The organism is Kineococcus xinjiangensis, assembly GCF_002934625.1.
GTDB classification, from domain to species: domain Bacteria; phylum Actinomycetota; class Actinomycetes; order Actinomycetales; family Kineococcaceae; genus Kineococcus_A; species Kineococcus_A xinjiangensis.
Window position 1 is genome coordinate 38,092 of sequence record NZ_PTJD01000012.1, and the last position, 18,484, is coordinate 56,575.

17 protein-coding genes are annotated in these 18,484 nt (G+C 74.8%); 6 read left to right on the forward strand and 11 right to left on the reverse strand.

Annotated features, from left to right (window positions below):
- Positions 1 to 75 precede the first annotated feature (75 nt).
- Entirely contained in the window at positions 76 to 1,164 is a 1,089-nt protein-coding gene (locus tag CLV92_RS15595) for an ATP-binding protein (RefSeq protein WP_104434204.1), read from the forward strand.
- A gap of 75 nt (positions 1,165 to 1,239) precedes the next feature.
- Here the strand turns inward: CLV92_RS15595 and CLV92_RS15600 are convergent, their stop codons facing one another.
- From CLV92_RS15600 to CLV92_RS15610, 3 genes are all read right to left on the reverse strand, one after another.
- On the reverse strand, positions 1,240 to 1,893 hold the full coding sequence (locus CLV92_RS15600; RefSeq protein ID WP_104434206.1) for a hypothetical protein: 654 nt from the start codon (positions 1,891 to 1,893) through the stop codon (positions 1,240 to 1,242).
- A 124-nt stretch (positions 1,894 to 2,017) separates the two neighbouring features.
- The gene (locus CLV92_RS15605) at positions 2,018 to 3,643 is read right to left on the reverse strand and encodes a metallophosphoesterase family protein (protein WP_104434208.1); all 1,626 of its coding nucleotides are present in this window, start codon (positions 3,641 to 3,643) and stop codon (positions 2,018 to 2,020) included.
- 26 nt (positions 3,644 to 3,669) lie between these two features.
- Positions 3,670 to 4,302 (reverse strand): DedA family protein, encoded by a 633-nt coding sequence (locus tag CLV92_RS15610; RefSeq protein ID WP_104434210.1) that lies wholly within the window; start codon positions 4,300 to 4,302, stop codon positions 3,670 to 3,672.
- A gap of 260 nt (positions 4,303 to 4,562) precedes the next feature.
- Here CLV92_RS15610 and CLV92_RS15615 point away from each other — a divergent pair, with 260 nt between their 5' ends.
- Both CLV92_RS15615 and CLV92_RS15620 read left to right on the forward strand, forming a co-directional pair.
- Positions 4,563 to 4,925, forward strand: coding sequence for an HPF/RaiA family ribosome-associated protein (locus CLV92_RS15615; protein WP_104434212.1), 363 nt, complete (start codon positions 4,563 to 4,565; stop codon positions 4,923 to 4,925).
- 61 nt (positions 4,926 to 4,986) lie between these two features.
- Positions 4,987 to 6,147, forward strand: a complete 1,161-nt coding sequence (locus CLV92_RS15620) for a baeRF3 domain-containing protein (protein ID WP_104434214.1) — start codon at positions 4,987 to 4,989, stop codon at positions 6,145 to 6,147.
- Between the two features lie 63 nt (positions 6,148 to 6,210).
- On the opposite strand, the gene CLV92_RS15625 is transcribed toward CLV92_RS15620, so the two are convergent.
- From CLV92_RS15625 to CLV92_RS15650, 6 genes are all read right to left on the reverse strand, one after another.
- Positions 6,211 to 7,554: a DUF2254 domain-containing protein gene (locus tag CLV92_RS15625; protein WP_104434216.1), complete on the reverse strand. Its 1,344-nt coding sequence runs from the start codon at positions 7,552 to 7,554 to the stop codon at positions 6,211 to 6,213.
- Between the two features lie 79 nt (positions 7,555 to 7,633).
- Positions 7,634 to 8,074, reverse strand: a complete 441-nt coding sequence (locus tag CLV92_RS21545) for a hypothetical protein (RefSeq protein ID WP_104434218.1) — start codon at positions 8,072 to 8,074, stop codon at positions 7,634 to 7,636.
- A 206-nt stretch (positions 8,075 to 8,280) separates the two neighbouring features.
- Positions 8,281 to 9,690, reverse strand: a complete 1,410-nt coding sequence (locus tag CLV92_RS15635) for a choice-of-anchor B family protein (protein ID WP_211291172.1) — start codon at positions 9,688 to 9,690, stop codon at positions 8,281 to 8,283.
- Positions 9,691 to 9,860: 170 nt separating this feature from the next.
- Positions 9,861 to 10,505 (reverse strand): GerMN domain-containing protein, encoded by a 645-nt coding sequence (locus CLV92_RS15640; protein WP_158257279.1) that lies wholly within the window; start codon positions 10,503 to 10,505, stop codon positions 9,861 to 9,863.
- Positions 10,502 to 11,893 (reverse strand): HAMP domain-containing sensor histidine kinase, encoded by a 1,392-nt coding sequence (locus tag CLV92_RS15645; protein ID WP_211291173.1) that lies wholly within the window; start codon positions 11,891 to 11,893, stop codon positions 10,502 to 10,504. Before CLV92_RS15645 ends, CLV92_RS15640 begins: the two co-directional genes overlap by 4 nt.
- Positions 11,890 to 12,585: a response regulator transcription factor gene (locus CLV92_RS15650; RefSeq protein ID WP_104434224.1), complete on the reverse strand. Its 696-nt coding sequence runs from the start codon at positions 12,583 to 12,585 to the stop codon at positions 11,890 to 11,892. The genes CLV92_RS15645 and CLV92_RS15650 overlap by 4 nt, the downstream gene beginning before the upstream one ends.
- Positions 12,586 to 12,783: 198 nt before the next feature.
- On the opposite strand from CLV92_RS15650, the gene CLV92_RS15655 reads away from it, so the two are divergent.
- On the forward strand, positions 12,784 to 13,152 hold the full coding sequence (locus CLV92_RS15655; protein WP_158257280.1) for an STAS domain-containing protein: 369 nt from the start codon (positions 12,784 to 12,786) through the stop codon (positions 13,150 to 13,152).
- 66 nt (positions 13,153 to 13,218) lie between these two features.
- Here the strand turns inward: CLV92_RS15655 and CLV92_RS15660 are convergent, their stop codons facing one another.
- Positions 13,219 to 15,504 (reverse strand): putative bifunctional diguanylate cyclase/phosphodiesterase, encoded by a 2,286-nt coding sequence (locus tag CLV92_RS15660; protein WP_104434228.1) that lies wholly within the window; start codon positions 15,502 to 15,504, stop codon positions 13,219 to 13,221.
- A gap of 81 nt (positions 15,505 to 15,585) precedes the next feature.
- Positions 15,586 to 16,812: a cation:proton antiporter domain-containing protein gene (locus tag CLV92_RS15665; RefSeq protein ID WP_104434230.1), complete on the reverse strand. Its 1,227-nt coding sequence runs from the start codon at positions 16,810 to 16,812 to the stop codon at positions 15,586 to 15,588.
- 111 nt (positions 16,813 to 16,923) lie between these two features.
- On the opposite strand from CLV92_RS15665, the gene CLV92_RS15670 reads away from it, so the two are divergent.
- Together CLV92_RS15670 and CLV92_RS15675 are read left to right on the forward strand one after the other, a co-directional pair.
- A complete protein-coding gene (locus CLV92_RS15670; protein ID WP_158257281.1) occupies positions 16,924 to 17,931 on the forward strand; it encodes a potassium channel family protein in 1,008 nt (335 codons plus the stop codon).
- 51 nt (positions 17,932 to 17,982) lie between these two features.
- A complete protein-coding gene (locus CLV92_RS15675) occupies positions 17,983 to 18,477 on the forward strand; it encodes a DUF421 domain-containing protein (RefSeq protein WP_104434234.1) in 495 nt (164 codons plus the stop codon).
- Positions 18,478 to 18,484: the final 7 nt, after the last annotated feature.

Genomic DNA, 18,484 nt, shown 5'->3' on the forward strand with positions numbered 1-18,484 from the left:
GGAAGGCCGTCGCGGCGAGGCCGCCCGGCTCGGGCCGCCCGGCTCGGGCCGGGACACTCGTGCCAGGATCGATCCGTGAGCGAGGACGTGGCCCTGGCGGAGGTGCACCTGCTCGGGGTGCCCCTGCAGGCGCGCGCCCGCTACCTGCAGCACCTGGACGCGCTGGTGCGCGAGCTGACCCTGCTCCGCATCGGGGCGCAGCAGCACCCCGAGACCTTCCTGCCGCCCCGGCTGCTGCAGGTCGCAGCGCAGCTGCACAGCGCCTACGCCCCGTTCCAGACCCGCCCGGCTGCGGTGATGGAGGCGGCCCTGGCGGCCGGGGAGGACTTCTGCGACGTCACGTACACCGTGCCCGTCACCCTGGTCCCCCTGGCCCGCGGCATGGCCGAGGCGCTGGAGGAGGCCGACGACTTCTGCCGCCGCGAGCAGTACCTCCTCACCCTGCCCGCCTCGCAGGAGGTGGTGGCCTACCGCCGCTGGCTCTTCGGGGAGTTCGAGCGCCAGCTGAGCGGGCAGGCCCCGCGCCCCTGGCGTGCACTTCCGCCGCCTCCGGCGGAGGACGTGGTTCCCGCCGGTCCCGCCGGCACCTCGACCGCGGGACCGGGGTCACCGGCCACGCCGGTCTGGCCGGCCGGCGGGCAGGACGGCGGGCAGGAGGGCGGGCGGGTTCCGCCGTCACCGGCGCCCGCCGGCTCCGGCGCGGGTGCGGTGGTGGGGCAACCGGTGGTGATGGAGTCGATGGCCAGCAGCGTGTCCGCCGCACGCCGTCACGTCCGCCGGGTCCTCACCCGCCTCGGTGCGGAGGACCTGGAGGAGTCCGCGGAGCTCGGGGTCTCCGAACTGGTCACCAACGCGATGCTGCACGCCCGGACCTCCTTCACCCTCACCGTGCGGACCATGCCGAGCGGGCGGGTGCGCATCGAGGTCACCGACTCCTCCCCCCTGCCGGTGCAGCTCCGCCACTTCGGCGTGGCCGCACCCACCGGGCGGGGCATGCAACTGGTGGCCTCCTTCTCCTCCGCCTGGGGCATCGAGGAGCTGCCGGAGGAGTTCGGGCCGGGCAAGACGGTGTGGTTCGAGCCGAAGGAGCTGCCGACGGACGCCGACTGCGACGTCGCCTTCGAGGCCGCGGACTGGGCGGCGGACCTGGGTGATCTGCTGTGAGCAGGGGGCGCGGGAGGGGTTCCGGACCTCGGCCGTAGCCGCTCCGGGTGGCCGTCGCGCGAGCCTCCCCCGCGCTCAGTGGTGTGCGTCCCCGCCGACCTCGGTGGACTGGGTGGTGGTCTCCTCGCCGTGCCCGTGGCCGCCGCCGCCGTGCGCGAGCAGGTGCCCGGCGTAGGCCTGCAGCGCGAGGAACGTCACCGCCGCCAGGACCGCGACGCCCGCGCCGGTCCTGCTCACGACGACCCTCAGCGGCGAGGTGGCGTTGCGCACGGCGAAGGCCACGAACGAGCACAGGATGCCCAGGGGGACCAGGACGGCGCTGCGGACGGGGAAGTCCAGGAAGTGCGCGATGCCGCCGGAGAGCATCCCGATGCCCAGGGACAGCACGAGGGAGGAGGCCACCAGGCGGACCACCGCGGCCCGGCCGAGCCGCGTGGTGGTCAGGACGATCTCGTTGAGGACGGTGGCGCCCAGGAAGGCCGCCGCGCCGACCGCGGCCAGCAGCAGGTAGTGGCCGGGGTTGATCGGGTAGTGCACGATGCCGCCGCTGATGAGGCCGGCGCCGACGAAGTAGCCGATGTAGCCGAGGTAGGGACCCAGGAGCGAGACCTCCACCGGGGCGGGCGCGGGTGGGGCCTCCGCGGCCCGCGCGGGGACCCGCGGAGCGGGGATCGACGCCTGCTGCGCCTGCTCGGACTGCTCGGCCGGCGCGGGGAGCTGAGGGCTCACGGGGTTCCTCCGCCTGCTGCGCGCACCGCGGAGGGCGGCGCTGCAGAGGCACGATCGGTGTCAGGTCCCTCGTCGCATCGACTCCGGCGTTGCTCGACTGAAGCGTGCGCCGCTGTGGCCGCCCTCACGTCGGCGCAGGCTCACCCGGCTGCTGGTCGGGGGAGCCGGGTGCTCCGGCCGTCTCCTCGGCCGGGACGACGGTGCGCTTGATCTGCACGGCCGCCAGGCCCAGGCCGGCGACGGCGACCTCGTCGTAGGCGATGAGCTCCCCGCGGCGCTGCCCCGAGGCCGCGAAGTGCAGCAGCGTCGCGGACATCGGCAGCGGCTTGCCGTCGGAGAGGCGGACCAGTGCCGCGGAGCTGATGCCGCCGCTGCCCGTGGTGCCCTGGACCATGAAGCGGGTGCCGGAGGCGTCGAGGTCGACGGTGCGCTTGTGGGTGTGCCCGGCCAGGACCAGCGGCACCTTCCCCGCCAGGGGCTGCAGGGCGCTGGGGTTGTGCAGGACGGCGACGTCCACGGGGTCGGCGGGATGCTCCTCGTTCCACCGGGTGATCGCTGCTCCCAGGTCCTCGGTGGGGCCGCGCATGATGTCGGCCTCGCTGCCCTGCGGTTGCCGCCCCTCGGGGTCGGGGGTGAAGCGGGGGTCGCCGATGCCGGCGATGCGCACCCCCGCGACGTCGACGGTCTGCCCGTCCTCGAGCACCACCGCACCCCGCTGCCGGGCGACGGTCGCGGCGGTGCCGAGGGAGTCGTGGTTGCCGCGGACGAAGACGTAGGGGACCCCCAGACCGCCGATGCGGCTGAGCGTCGTCGACTCCAGGGCACTGCCCCACGTGGTGACGTCGCCGGTGTCGACGACGCCCTGGACGTCGAACTGCTCGATGAGGGACTGGGCGAGGTCGTAGGCCAGCGGGTTGAGGTGGACGTCGGAGATGTGCAGGAGCGTGGTGACGTCCGCACCGAGGTCCGCGGCCCCCGGCGCCGGGTCCTGGCCGGGCAGCCCGGCGGAGGCGGTGTAGAGGGCGCTGACGTCGCGCACGATCTGGGAGAGGCCGCTGCGGTAGGACTGCAGCCGCTGCAGCGCGCTGCGGGTGTTGGTGACGAGGTAGGGCGCCTGGGAGAGCACGCCCGTGAACCGCGGCTGCCCCAGGGCGGCCGGATCGAACGTGGCGCCGGCCAGGGCGCCGCTCGCCAGGATCACCCCGAGGCAGGTGGCCGTGGTCTGCACGGTCCTCCGCAGGCCCCGGTAGACGAGGAAGCCCGCCAGGGCGGCGCCGGCGAGGCTGCACACCGCGGTGTTGACGGCGGCCCGCACGGTGGCGGCGCGCATCGCCCTGCCGGCGGTCGCCTCCAGCGCCAGCAGTTGCTGGGGGGAGCGCACCAGCCGGCCGGCGGCATCGAGGTCCACCGACGTGATGCGGGCCGTCACCAGGACGGGGGCGCGGTGGGTGGCGAAGCCGACCTGCCCGGCCGGGGGGAGGTCCACCCGCACGCCCGGATGCAGGCTCGGGCGGACCGTGACCTCCGTCTGCAGCGGGCCGACGTAGGTGCTGGCCCCCGGCGCCAGGGCGGCGCCGAGCCCGGCCCCGAGGGCGGTGACGGCGAGCAGTGCCAGCCAGGCCAGCCCGCGGCGGATCCACCGGGGGGCCCACCTCCGGGCCCGGGGGCTCGCAGCCGGGCCCGACGCGGCAGGACCGGCGGGGTGCGCGTCCGCCGCCGGGGGAGTGGGGTTCCGCTCCTGGTCGTCCATGGTCCTCCCATCCTCACCCCGCAGCCTCAGCTCTGCTGGACCCGCACCTCCGCCTCCCCGGTCCGCCGCCCGCGTCGCCGCCACCGGAGTGCCGCGGCGCAGAGGAGGCCACCGGCACTGACGGCGACCACCACGGGCAGCACCAGCGCCGGCCAGGTGCCGCCGGGGAACGCGGCACGGGCGAGGAGCGCCAGCGCCACCCCGTAGCCCGTCCACACCAGCGACCCCACCAGCGCCCACAGCGCGAAGCTGCGCAGCGGGTGGAGCAGCAGCCCGGCCGCCACACCCACCGACGTCGTGCCCCCGGGCACGAAGCGGGCACCCACGATCAGTCCGGGGCCCCAGGAGCGCTCGTGCCTCGCCAGCCACCGCAGGGCGGCGCCCGCCCGGTCGGAGGCCGCCACCCGGTGCCCTGCGCGGTGCCCGATCCAGCGCCCCAGCGCGTAGGCGGCGACGTCACCCGTCAGCGAGCCCGCGGTCGTCGCCAGGCACACCCAGCCCAGCTCCAGGTCCCCGGCCACCCCGAGCGCGATGGCCGTGGCCATGGTCGCCTCGCTGGGCAGGGGGGCGACGACGCCCGCCGCCGCGATGACCCCCACGACCGCGACGTACGCCCATGCGGAGGTCAGCAGGTCGGCCACCCAGCCGGTGATGTCCATCTGCTCCCGCGTCTCCTCGCCACCGCACGTCGGGCACGAGCATGCCCTGCCGCGGCCGGCCCCGTGACGGTGCCGTGACGATCGTCCGGCGGTCCCGTGACGGATCCCGGTCCCCTTCGTTGCGATGCTGCGAGGTCCGCCTCCGGCCCCGGCGTCCGGCTTGCCGTCGGGGCCCCGGCGCCTACGTTGGTGGGAGTGGTCGTTGCGCTCGGACCGCACCACCGACCGAGCCTTCCCGACGAACCAGAAGGAGCGCTCTCATGCAGATCCTGGTCAACTCCGACGGGCACGGCACCGTGGACGCAGATCTCAGCCAGCGCCTGGAGTCCCAGGTGGACGACGAGCTCGCGCGGTTCCGGGAGCACCTGACGCGCGTCGAGGTCCACGTCGGCGACGAGGCCGCCGGGAGGTCCGAGGTGGCCGACATGCGCTGCACGATCGAGGCGCGCCCGGCCGGCCGGCAGCCCGTCGCGGTCACCGAGCACGCCGGCTCCGTGGAGGAGGCCTGCACCGGCGCCGTGAGGAAGCTCGCCCGGCTGCTGCAGCGGACCTTCGACAAGGCCGGCATGCACAAGGGCGGGGACTCCCTCCGCCACCTGCCCGTGGAGGAGGGCCCGATCTGACGGTCCGGGCGACCGAGGGCGGGCCCCACCGGCCCGCCGCCGACGAAGCCGAGGAGGAACCGTGTTCACCCGAGACGACCTGACGACCCTGATGTCCGCAGAGCCACGCCTGGGCGTGTCGATCTACCTGCCCACCCACGTGCGGGGCAGCGAGATCCGCCAGGACCCCATCCGCCTGAAGAACCTCACGACGCTGGCGCGGGAGCGCCTGCACTCGATCGGCGTCGCGCCGGCGGACGCGGAGGAGTTCCTCGCCCCGGCGACGGAGCTGCTCGGCGACCACCCCTTCTGGCAGCACCAGAGCGAGGGACTGGCCCTCTTCCTCGACGGTGACGGGGTGGCCGTGCACAAGCTGCCGTTCCCGGTCGAGGAGCACGTCGAGGTCGGCTCCGGGTTCCAGGTGAGGCCGCTGCTGCCCGTGCTGGCCGCGGACGGGGTCTTCGACGTGGTCACCGTCACCGCGGGCGCGGTGCGCGTCTTCCAGGCGTCGCGCTTCGCCCTCGTGGAGGACGAGGAGGCCGGCTTCCCGAAGAACCTCGAGGAGGAGATCGGGGAGCTGGACTACGAGAACCCCGTGCAGGCCAGTCCCGCGGCTCGCCCGAACACCGGCGTGGTGGACATCAGCAACGCCCAGGTCTACGGCGACAGCCCGGCGGAGTGGGCCAAGAACCGGCTCGTGGACTTCGCCCACGACGTGGCGCGCGCCCTGGACGCGCGCTCCGCGAAGCGCCAGGTCCCCGTCGTGCTCGTCGCCGACGCGGAACTGGGCGGGCACGTCCGCAAGGCCTGCACGATCGGTCCCCTGCTGGCGGCCCTCGTGGAGACCAACCCCGACGTGCTCGACTCCGCCGCCCTGCACGACGCGGCCTACACCGCCGTGCGCGAACGCCTGGACGGTGAGCGCCGCGCGGACCTCGAGCGGTTCCGCTCCCTCCTCGGCAACGGTGACGCCAAGGCCGCGGCCGGTGTCGAGGACGCCGTGCGGGCGGCGCACCAGGGGCGCGTGGACGTCCTCTTCCTCACCGCGCGGGAGGAGGTGGTCCGCGGCCGCTACGACGAGTCCACGGACCAGGTGACCCTCGCAGGGGGCGACGACGCGTCCGCGGGCCGGGACCTGCTGGAGGACGCGGCCGTGCAGACGCTGCGCAACGGCGGACGCCTCCACCTCCTCGACGAGGAGGACGCCCTCGACGGGCCCCTCGCGGCGGTCCTGCGCTACTGAGGGGCCGCCGTCTCCGGGGCGCCGCCCGTCGCCGGAGGTCCCGTTCCCGGCCGGCTCGCCGGCTCAGAGCGAGCGGGTCTCTCCGGCGCGGTCCTGGTAGGCGCGGCGGACGTCGCCGGCGAGGGTCGCGCGCACCCGGTGGGCGAGGTCCTCCACCCGCTGCACGTCGACGGCGGCGAGGGAGTCGGGGACCTCCGCCAGGATCAGGTCCACCTGGCGCTCGATCTCCTCCCGGTTCGTGTCCTCCCGCACGGCGGTCGCCATGTCGCGCAGCATGCGCAGCAGCGCGACCAGCACGGTCGGCTCCCGGCCGCCGTAGCGGCGGATCTGCCCGCAGACGAGGTCGAGGTAGTAGCGGATGTCCCGGTCGGGGACCACGACCCGCCCGACGCCGCGGGAGTCCTCGTGGAGCGTCGGTCCGAGCCGCTTGCCCTCCAGCTGGACGAGCAGGTCGGCAGCGTGACCGATGCAGTGCGCGGCCGTCACCGGGTCGTTGATGCCCGGCGAGAGCGCCTTGACGGCGATGTCGGTGAGCTGGCGGAACCCGTAGGCGGAGTCCTGCTCGACCGTGCGCTCGTAGCCGACCACCACCGCGGAGCGGATCGCCTCCTCGAGCTCCTCCAGCTTCCCGTGCGCCAGGTGCGGCGCGTGGACCGTCGCGAAGGGCGTGCCGCGCACCACGTGGTCCCCGGGGCGGACGTCGATCCACACCACCGCCTCCGCGCCCTCGGCGGCCTGCACGAGGGCCGAGACGTCGACCCTGCGGACGAACCCGCTGCCCGGTGCCGCGACGCTGGTGCCCGCGGTCCAGTCGACGCCGAGCTCCTCCGGCCGGCGCGGCCGGTGGTCGCCGTAGTCGGGGTAGAAGGCGTCGATGGCCCGCCGCGCCTCGTTGTGGACCGTGAGCATCATCGTGTCGACCCGCAGCAGGGTCGTGAGGTGGTTGATGAAACCCAGGACCGCCGCCATCGAGGCGATGCCCAGCACGAACGCCGTGAACACGGCCGCCGCCGGCACCGGGGCGTCCGGTCGCAGCCCGCGCAGCACGGTGAGCGAGAACACGAAGGTCGCCACCAGCACCGCCAGGACGGACTTCGTCCACGGGTCGCGCATGAAGTCGCGCAGCAGCCGCGGGGAGAACTGCTGGGAGGCCAGCTGCAGGGCCACCACGGTGAGGGAGAACGTCAGTGTGATCGTGCTGATCGAGGCCGCTGCGATGGCCTGCAGCATGGTGGTGGCCGAGTCCGTCCCGCCCGGCCACGCCAGTCGGGACAGCAGGGTCTGGGCCTCCGGGCGGATCTGGGCGAGCACGAGGGCCGCCACGAGCGCCAGCGCGCCCGCTCCGGCCGGCCACACCCACACCGCCGCCCCGGACCGCTCGGCCCCTGAACCCTTCCGTTGCCTCACGTCCGCCCACCCGTCCTCGTCGTCACTCGTCGCCCGGTGCGCCGGGCCGGATGCGAGCGGGTCCGCCCGCCGGGCGGGCTCAGCGCGGTGCCCGCACGGGCACCTCGCACCACACCTGCACGGCCTCGGACGAGCGGCGCCAACCCCACTCGCGGCTGAGGCCGCTGAGCAGCAGGACGGCGTCGTCGGCCACGTCGACGGTCGCCGGGCCCGCGAGGTCGACCAGGACGGTGAGCGCGTCGCGGCTCTCCTGCACCGCCACCGCCACCGGCTGGTGGGTGGTGCCGCCGGCGGCGAGGAGTTCCGCGGCGGCCTGCACGAGGTCGTCGGCGCCGTCCTCGTCGAACCCGGACTGCTGGGCGTAGACGTGGAGGAAGCGGCGCGCCTGCGCGAGGGCGTCGGCGTCCGGCGCGAGGTCCAGGCGGACGCGGTCCCCGGCGTGAGCCGGAGGAACGCCGCGGTCGAGCTCGGCCGCGACGGCAGGCGGCGGGGAGGGACGGGACGGCCGGGGCGGTTGCACGAGTACCTCGATGGTTCAACGCGGAGAGCCACGATCCGGACCCGTTCCGACCGTACGTCGGCCCCGGTGGCCGGGGCAACCGGAGCCGTGATCGTCGGCGTCCGCCGCGGAAACCCGCCAGGCACCCGTCGCGCACCAGCACCGACGGCGAGGGCCGCCGCACCCGGTGGGATGCGACGGCCCTCGAACGCGACCGGGTCAGCGCGTCACGGCTTGGCGCCGCGGCGGTGGTCGTTGTCGGAGGACTTCACGCGGGGCTTGAGGACGAACAGACCCTCCTCGGTGCCCGTCACGACGACGGTCCCCGACGGGAAGTAGGGGTAGTTGCTCCAGGTGCCCGCGAAGGTCGTCGAGTCGTCGGCCGGGTACACGTCGAAGAAACCGCGCTCGGTGAGCCGGCCCTGGTTCGCCTTCCACGTGTCGGTGATCCGCAGGCCCGACGTGTAGTTGCTCTGGTAGGCCAGCCCCTGCTTGACGAAGATGTTGTGGTCGATCGCCGGGTTGCCGTGGCCGTACGTGCCGTTGAGCACCGGCGCGTCGAGGTCCGTCAGGTCCCAGATGTAGGTCGTGGTCTCCGACACCTCGCCGTTGAGCTCGTCGAGCTCGTCACCGAGCAGGAAGTACCGGTGGTCCTCCGTCAGCCAGCCCTGGTGGGTGTAGCTGCTGGTCTCGTAGGGCACCCGGGCGAGCTGCTCGAACGCCTTCTTGTCGGTGGCGTCGACGATCGTCACGGTGTCCTCGTTGGACGCGATGCAGATCTCCCGGCCGCGGTGCTGCACGTCCGGCCCGGCGTAGTCCACGCACTGCACGTCGTGGGTGTAGCCGTCGTCGCCGAAGCAGCCGGCCAGGACGGGGTTCGCCGGGTCCTTCAGGTCGTAGGCGAGCAGGCCGCCGTGCACGTCCTCGCAGCCCTTCGCGGTCACGTTCGCGTAGGCCCCGACGACGTAGGCGAAACCGCTCTGCTCGTTCAGCGCGATGTTGTGCGCCTGGGTGAACTCGGTGAGGTGGTTGGTCGCCGTCCACTGCCGCTCCGAGGTGACGCCGCGGAGCTGCGTCAGGTCGAACACCTGCAGGCCGGCGCCCGTCGTGGCGCCCGGCGTGCGGTCGCGCGCCTCGCTCACGATGTAGACGTGGTCGCGGTAGACCTTGGCGTCGCGCCAGATGTTGCCGCTGCCCGGGTGGGCCGTCGGGAGCGTCCCGAGGTAGACCGGGTTCGAGGCGACGGTGACGTCGACGAACGCGGTGCCCTCGTACAGCCCGACGAGGGCGTACTCGCGCTTGGTCTTCGGGTCCGTCCAGCCCCAGACGTCGTTCGACCAGACGCTGTCCATCTCGGTGAGCGGCAGGAACGCGGCCAGGTCGACCTTGTGGCACGGGAAGATGCCGGCCTTGCCGTCCTCGCAGCGCTGCGGGCCCATCCGCTCCATCGGCACGCCGCCGGGGCTGAGCTGTTCCGCGACGAGGTCGAAACCGGCCTCCTTGCCGCTGCCGTCGTGGGTCGGGTGGGCCGAGGCGATGCCGACGGCGCTCGTCAGCAGGAGCGCGGCGCCTGCCAGGGCGGAGACGCCGGTGCGCGCCCTGCGCGCGCGGCGGGACGAGGTGGTGCTCGAGATCACGTGAACTCCCGGATGCTTCGTCGCATGGGTGTCTGTCGTCACCTGGTGCATGCGTGCCTGGAACCGCCGGATCGCGGCGGAGGGACCCGCGTCACCCTAGGAGGCTTCGTCGCCCGGGGGGAAGCCCCGTCGGGGAACCCCGTCACGGCGGCACCGTCACGGCGGCACCGTCACGGCACCGCCCGGGTGCCGGAGGCGGTGAGCGGGGCGTAGTCCGCCGCCGTCAGCAGGGCCGACGTCCGCGCACCCCCCGGCACCGGGACCTCCAGCACCTCGCCGTCGCGACGCAGCCGCACGGTGTGGACCCCCGGGACGGACGTGGCCGTCAGCACGATCTGCCCCACCACCAGGGGGAGCCGGTCGGCCGTCGGCTCCTGCGCGAACGGCGGCACCTCGACGGTGGCCGTCCCGGAGTCCACGCCGAGGACCTCCAGCTCCACCCCCGGCTCCAGGGCGCTGGCCAGCCCCCGCGCCCGCTCCCGCTCGTCGGGCCCCGCGCTCAGCCGGGCCAGCACCCGGGCGACGACCCTGCGCGGTCCGTTCCCGTCCAGGCGGCTGCCGCCCCCGTGCCCGGGGTCGGCGGCGACCTGCGCGCTCACCGGGACGAGCAGCCCGCTGGTGTCGACGAAGTACGCCTGCGGCCCGGCCGCCACCTCGGGCGACCCCGACGGGACGGGCGCGGGTTCCGGCGCCGGGCTCAGCAGGTCGTAGGGAACCTCGCTGCGGGGCAGCACGTGCGGTTCCCCCGGACCGGGGGCGCCGCAGCCGCCGGCGACGAGCGCGACCGCCAGCGCGAGCGGCCCCGACGCCCTCACGCCGGAACCCCGCGGGGGATCCGCGCCCTCGCGGGCAGCCGCACGACGAACCGCGCCCCGCCCTGGGGGGAGTCCTCGCACCACACCGCGCCGCCGTGGGCGTGCACGCTCTCCGCGACGAGGCTCAGCCCCAGGCCCGCCCCCGGCAGGGAACCCCTGGAGCCCGACCGCGCGAACCGCTCGAACACCCGTTGCCTGTCCTCCTCGGCGACCCCCGGCCCGGCGTCGTCGACCTGCACGAGGGCATGGGCGCCCTCACGGCGCAGCGACACCGACACCAGCCCCCGCCCGTGGCGCTCCGCGTTGTCGACGAGGTTCACCAGCGCGCGGCTGAGCTGCTGCTTGTCGACGTGCACCACGACCTCGGCCGCCCCGCCCGGTGCCGCGGCCAGCAGCGAGACGGGCCTCCCGCACCGGTCCAGGGCCTGCCGCACGAGGTCGCCCAGCGCCACGTCGACGCGCTCGCCGGCGCTCGCCCCCGCCTCCAGCCGCCCCAGCTCCAGCAGGTCCTCCAGCGTCCGCGCGAAGCGGTCCAGCTCCCGGCGCACGAGGTCCAGCACCTGGCGGGAGCGCTCGGGCAGGTCGTCGCGGCGGCGCTGCAGCAGGTCCACGCTGGTCACCAGCGCGGTGAGGGGCGAGCGCAGTTCGTGGCTGACGTCCGCGGTGAAGCGGGCCTCCCGCTGGATCTGCTCCTCCAGCGCGTCGACCATGCTGTTGAAGGACCCCACGATCGTGGCCAGGTCGGGATCGCTCGTCGGCGCCAGCCGCGTCCCCAGCTCCCCGCCGGCGATGCGGGCGGCGGTCCCGGCGACCGCGTTGAGCGGCGCCATCGCCCGGCGCGCCGCCCACGCGCTCAGCAGCCCGGCGCCGGCGGCGATGAGCAGGGCGAAGGCGACGAGCGCGGTGCGCAGGGCGTCGAGGGTGCTCTGCAGCTCCGAGGTGACCGTCACCGCGTAGTACTCCGCGTCGACGGCGGGCAGGGGGACCCCCACCACCAGGACCGGGCGGCGACCCTGGCTCGCCCAGGCCGTCCCCGCCTCCCCGCCCTCCACGACGCCCACCAGCCCGGCGGGCAGGTCCTCGTCACCGACCTCCAGCGACGTCGAGTACCAGCGGCCGTCGCGGCGGACGAGGATCGCGGCCCCCGCCGGCGGGGCCACCCCGCCGAGGACGTCGCTGACCGGGAAACCGCTGGTGCGCAGGCCGTCGCGGACGTAGGAGGCGTCGGCGAAGGCCTGGCGCACGGCGCTGCGCTCGCGCTGGTCCACCAGGTACCCGCGCGCCAGCCCGTAGATGAGCAGCGCCGCCAGCCCCGCCAGCGCCATGGCGCCGAGGGTGAAGGACGCCACCACCCGGGTGCGCAGCCCCCCGCGCGCCCATCCCCTCACCGCACGTCCAGCCGGTACCCCAGCCCCCGCACCGTCGCCACGAGGCGGGGTGTGGACGGATCGGGCTCCACCTTGGTGCGCAGCCGCCGGATGTGGACGTCCACGAGGCGCTCGTCGCCGAAGAAGCCGTGGTCCCAGACCCGTTGCAGCAGCACGGGCCGGCTGAGCACCCGGCCGGGCGGGGACGCCAGCTCGCACAGCAGGCGGAACTCGGTGGCGGTCAGGTGCACCGCCTCCGTCCCCCGCCGCAGGGTTCCGGCGGCGGGGTCGAGCACCAGCGGCCCCTGCTCCCGGTCGAGGACGACCTCGGAGGACGGCTGGGCCACCTCCAGCCGCCGCCGCAGCGCCCGCAACCGGGCGGACAGCTCCGCCAGGTCGAACGGCTTGGTGACGTAGTCGTCCGCCCCCGCCTCCAGCGCGGCCACGATGTCGCCCTTGTCCTGCCGGGCGGACAGGACGATCACCGGGGCGTCGCTGAGGGGACGGACCCGCCTGATGAAGGTGAAGCCGTCGATCCCGCCGAGCATCAGGTCGACCACCATGACGTCCACCGGCGCGCCGGAGGCGACGTGGGCGAGGGCCTCCTCCGCGCTGGGCCAGGCCGTCACGTCGTAGCCGTCGTCCTCCATGGCCAGGGACAGGGCGGTCCGGATGCCGTCGTCGTCGTCGAGGATCAGCAGTCGCGGTGCCACGGCGCCATGCTGCCAGCGCGGCCACGGCCCCGGTGCCGGACGGCCCCTCCGGCGCGGATCGTCACACGTTCGCAAACTCCACGTCCGGAGAACCGCAAAGTGCCTCTCCCACGATGGGTCCACGCCCCGCCGCACGGTGGGGCGGCCAGCTCCCGCCGCCCGGCCGGCGGGTGGTCGCGATGGGTGGTCCGGGAGGGGGTGAGCGGAGTGGAGGGGATCCACGTCCTCGAGCGCCACGACGACGCGGTCGTGATCGCGCTGGACGACTCCACCCTCCTGCAGGGCCTCGGCACGCTCCGCTGGCACCTCGACGAGGTGCTGCACCGGGGCCCTGCCACCCTCGTGATCGACCTGACGCAGGTGCACCGGCTGTCCTCGGTGACCGTGGCGGTGCTGCTGCGCGCGAAGCGGCAGTGCCGGGCCCGCGGCGCCCGGGTGGTGCTGCGCGGGGTCAGCCGCAGCAGCCTGGAGGTGCTGCAGCGCACCGGTCTCAGCCCGCTGTTCGAGACGATGCCCGCGACGGACGGGTTCCGGCCGGCGGAGCAGCCCCGCAGCGCCGCCTCCTGAGGGTTCCCCTCCGGTCGGGGTTCCCTGGTTCGCGGTTCCCCCGGCCGACGGTCGCCGTCGCCGCGGTCACGCCCGGGCGAGGTCCGGGGATCCGCCCGTGCGCTCCAGGACGTGGCCGGCGAAGTCGTCGCCGCTGAGCGGACGGGCGAAGTACCAGCCCTGGCCGTGGTCGATGCCCAGGCCCGCCAGGCGCTCGCGCTGCTCGGCGGTCTCCACCCCCTCCGCCAGCACCGTCAGCCCCAGCCGGGCCGCGAGACCGACCACCCCCTCCAGCAGCGGCGACTCCGGGTCGCTCATCAGGGGAGCGGTGATGCAGCGGTCGAGCTTCAGGGTGCTCACCGGGTAGCGCAGCAGGTAGTCCAGGGAGGCGTAGCCGGCGCCGAAGTCGTCCAGCGACAGCCCCACGCCCGCGGCCACCAGGGCCTGGAACTCCTCGGCGATGGCCGGGTCGTTCGGCAGGTGCTCGTGCTCGGTGATCTCCAGCCGCAGCCGGGAGGCGGGCAGCCCCACCTCGGCGAGGGCGTCGAGGACGTCCAGGGCCAGCCCCGGGTGGCAGGTGCTGGAGCGGCCGAGGTTCACGCTGACCGACAGCGGCGGCAGGCCGGCGGCGTCCCAGCGCACCAGCTGCGCCAGGGCGGCCCGCAGCACCGCACGGTCGACCGCCACCCCCAGGCCGTGGTCCTCCGCCGCGCTCAGGAACTGGTCGGGCATGACCCGCCCGCGGGTGGGGTGCTCCCAGCGCACCAGCGCCTCGCACGACAGCACGTCCCCGCTGCCCATGTCGACCAGCGGCTGGTAGACCACGTGCAGCCCGCCCACGCGCTCGGCCTCGTCACCGGTCAGGACCACGCGCAGGTCCTCCACCAGCGCCCGCCGCCCCAGCACCTGCCGGCGCAGGTCCTCGGTGAAGGCGACCGTCCCGCCCCCGGCGGCCTTCGCCGCGTACATCGCCACGTCCGCGTCGGCGAGCAGTTGCAGCATCGAGGAGCCCGGTTCCACCGGCACCAGGCCCGTGCTGGCCCGCGCGCTCACCTGGCGCCCGGCGAGCGCGAACGGCTCGGTGAACACGGCGTCCAGGACCTGCTCCGGGTTCGACGCCCCCGTCCCGGCGGCGAGCAGCAGCACGAACTCGTCGCCGCCGGTGCGGGCGACCGCGTCGGCGGGACCCACCGCCGAGGTCAGCCGCCGCGCGACCTCCAGGATCAGGGTGTCGCCGACGTCGTGGCCGAGGGAGTCGTTGACGTGCTTGAAGTCGTCCACGTCCAGCAGGCACAGCACCCAGCCGGCCGCCGCCCCCGGATCACCCGCCGTGCCCGAACCACCCGCGGCCGGTCGCCGGCGCGCGGCGAAAGCCTGCGCGAGACCGTTGCGGTTGAGCAGGTCCGTCAGCGGGTCGCGCGCTGCCCGGCGCTCGGTCGCCCGCAGCGCCAACGCGCCCCGCAGCAACCCCAGGGCCGCGACCAGCGCGCCCACCAGCAGGTACAGCCAGACCGGCAGCGTCGTCCCGTCGTGGTGGCCCTCCATCAGCCACAGCGCCGGCGGCAGCGCCACCAGGGGCAGCAGCGCCAGCATCTGGACGGAGGCCGAGCGCCGCCGCGCCATCAGGTCGGGGTCGAAGACCAGCACCATCGACGGGTGCGCCGCGGCCAGGGTGAGCAGCGCCACCATCGGCACCGCCAGCGGCGGCGTGTCGAAGTACGCCGCCGCGAACCGCTCGCCCGGCAGGTGCTGGAGCAGCTGGCCGACGACCGCCACCAGCCCGCACAGGTGCAGCATCGTGACGGCGGGCCCCGTGTTGGCGATGGTGATGATGTAGCGCAGGACGACGCCCAGCAGGAGCAGGTTCGCGGCACTGGCGACCTGCGTCAGGGACACCTCGCTGCGCTCGGCGAGCACGTGTGCGGCGACCAGCCCGACCACCGCCGCGAGGACCAGCGCCTCCAGCCACGCCGCGCAGGCGCGGCCCCGGCGGGCGGATGCCCGGCGTCGGACGATCCACACCAGGATCCACGCCACGACCAGGCTGCCCGTGACGTGCGAGACCACCGCCAGGCCCTGCGAGGCGACCGCCGGGGCACCCGGGAGCGCGGCGACCACGTGCGACACCGCCCCGAAGCCCTGGCTCACGACCAGCAGCACCCACGGCAGCCGCTGCGCCGGCCGGTGGACGTGCAGCCCCAGCGCCATCACGGCGGGCAGGCACAGCCCCGCGACCGCCGCCGCCAGCGGGGGCAGCAGCCACAGCGACACCGGCCAGAACCCCAGGACGACGAGGCAGGCCAGCGGGAAGCACCGGGTCGCCCACGGGGCGGGTCCGGCGGAGCTTCCGCTCGTGCGCTCGGCGGGGATCACGCAAGAGGCTTCGGGGCGCCGAGCACCCGACTTGACGCACCCGGGGCATGCTCGACCCGCACGGCGCAACGGGCCGGCGGCTCAGCGTGCCGCGCCGGCATCCTCGCGCTCTGCCACCCCGGCGTAGGCGCGCGTGCCGGGAGCGGCGCTGACGCCGAAGGCCACGACGCTCGCCGCGATGGCGAGCGTGCCCGCCGCGAACAGCCGTTCGTCGTGCACGCCCTGGTGGGTGCTGTGCGCCAGGTAGAAGACCGCGCTGACCCCCATCGGCCCGAACCACCCCGCGAAGACGGCGTCGCGGGTGCTCAGCCCGACGGGCCGCTTCAGCAGCAGCACCCACGGCAGCCGGCGCAGCAGGAGGACCGCCACGACGAACAGGGCGGCCGCTGGACCGAACTCCGCCCAGTGCGCCCACGGCAGGACGGCACCCAGCAGCAGGAACAGCGGGAGCACCGCGTAGCGGTTGACCGCCTCGTCCACCTTCGACTCCGACTCCCGCTCCCGGTCGCCGACCCACCAGTTGTACGCCAGGCCCGCGAGGAAGGCGGCGAGCACCCCGTCGGTCTGCGCCAGCCGGGAGACGCCGAGGACGGCCACGGCCAGCAGCAGCGTGTAGACGAGTTCCGGGCCGCCGGCGAGGTCGCGCTCCTTCGTGGCGAGGTTCAGGCCGATGCCGGCGAGGACGCCCAGGACGACGCCGACCAGACTGCCGCCCAGCACCTCCCACGCCAGCCGCCCGACCGCGTCGACGGGCGTGGTGTGCGGCAGGACGGCGGCGACCGCCAGGCCCACCACGGGCAGGGCGAGGCCGTCGTTGGCGCCGCTCTCCGTGGTCAGCACCTGCCGCACCCGCTCCGGCAGCCGCTCCTCCGCCGGTTCCCCGGACACCACCGACGCCGCCAGGACCGGGTCCGTGGGGCTGAGGCAGGCACCCACCAGCAGCGCCAGGGCCAGCGGCAGGCCCAGCAGCAGCGCGGCCGCACCGGCGGCGAGGGCGGCCACCGGCATGACCACCGCCAGCAGCACCACCACCGCCCGCAGCACCGGCCGCAGCGAGCCGGCCTGGAAGCGCAGGGCGGCCGCCATCACCGAGAACGCCAGCAGCAGCCGGGAACCCTCCAGCAGGAGCAGGTCCCGGGTGCGGTCCTCGACGTGGACCAGGCCGAGGAGCGCCGGCCCCACGAGGATCCCGAGCAGCAGGGCGACGAGCGGTTCCGTGAGGGGCAGGTGGCGGATCCTCCGGCTCACGAGCGCCAGCAGGAGGCTGGCGACACCGGCGACCGCGTAGACGAGGTAGAGCTGGTGCACACGCCGATCATGCCGAGGGGCGCTGCCCCCCGCCCACCCGCGGGCGCCGCCCCGTCACTGCCTGCAGCCGTGCGAGAGGTGCCCCGTGGGAGCGGTGGGCATGATGTGCCGATGCTCGCGACGCTCGAGATCGTGCTGGGGATCGCGCTCCTGGTCCTCGTCTTCGTCGACGCGTTGACGACCACGCTCGCGGTCGCAGCCGGTGCCGGCCCGCTGACGCGTCCCCTCACCGGGCTCCTGTGGCGGGTCGTGCTCTCGCGCCACACCGTCGACGACGAGGAGACGAAGCTGCGGTTCGCGGGGACCTTCCTGCTCGCGTCGACGGCGCTGCTGTGGCTCGTGCTGCTGTGGGCCGGATGGGCGCTGCTCTTCCTCGGGAGCGGCACGATCATCCACTCCAACACCGGGAAGCCGGCCCAGGTGCTCGACGTCGTGTACTACGCCGGTTTCACCACCTCCACGCTCGGCGTGGGTGACTACGTCGCCAGCTCGCCCGGATGGCGGGTGGTGACCGCGGTGGCCAGCTTCAGCGGCTTCATGTTGATCACCCTGGCGATCACGTACCTGTTCTCGGTGGTGCAGGCGGTGGTGGGCGCCCGGGCCCTGGCCGTGCGCATCTGGGCGCTCGGCCACCACCCGCAGGAGCTGGTGGCCCGCGGGTGGGCGGACGGGCAGTTCGGCTCGGCCTTCGTGCAGCACCTCGTCGACCTGACCGGGGAGGTCGCGGCGGTCGCCGAGCAGCACCTGGCCTACCCGGTGCTCCACTACTTCCACACCGGCAAGGCCAGCTCCTCGCCCGCCCGGGCCATCGCGGTCCTGGACGAGGCGGTGCTCCTGCTCAGCGCCGGTGTCGCCGGGGAGGCGCGCCCGGACGACAGCGCCACCGAGCCGGTCCGGCAGGTGATCACCCGCTACATCGACACCGTCTCCGTGACCTCGGCGATGGTGGCGACACCGGGCCCGCCGCCCACTCCGTCGATGAGCGTGCTGGCCGCCGTCGGCGTCCCGCTCGTCGACCCCGTCGTCCTCGAGGAGGTGCTGCGCGCGGAGGAGGAGCGGCGGACGGCACTGCACAGGCTGACGCTCAACGACGGGTGGAGCTGGCCGCGCAGCGCGTGAGGCGGCCGCTCCCGCCTCGCCGTCCGGTCGCGGAGCCGGGAGGGTGGCGCCATGTTCTTCGACAGCTGGATGGGCATCGTCCGGGTCCTCGTCGTGGGCACGATCGCCTACGTGGCGCTCGTGCTGCTGCTGCGGACCTCCGGCAAGCGGACCCTCGCCAAGCTCAACGCCTTCGACTTCATCGTCACCGTCGCGCTCGGCTCCACCCTGGCGACCGTGCTGCTGTCCTCCACGGTCGCCCTCGCGGAGGGGGTGACCGCCCTCGTGCTGCTCGTGGGGCTGCAGTACGTCGTCGCGTGGGCCTCGATGCGCAGCCGCCGCGTGGAGCGGCTGGTGAAGTCGGAGCCGCAGATGCTCTACCGCGACGGGTTCCTGCGCGAGGCGATGCGCCGCGCCCGCGTCACCGAGGACGAGCTGCGCCAGGCCGCCCGCGGGCAGGGGCACGCGGACCTGGAGGGTGTCAGCGCGATCGTGCTGGAGACCGACGGGACGCTGAGCTTCCTGACGTCCCAGCCCCGCAGCCTCCTCAGCGGCGACGACGGCTGAGCCCTCC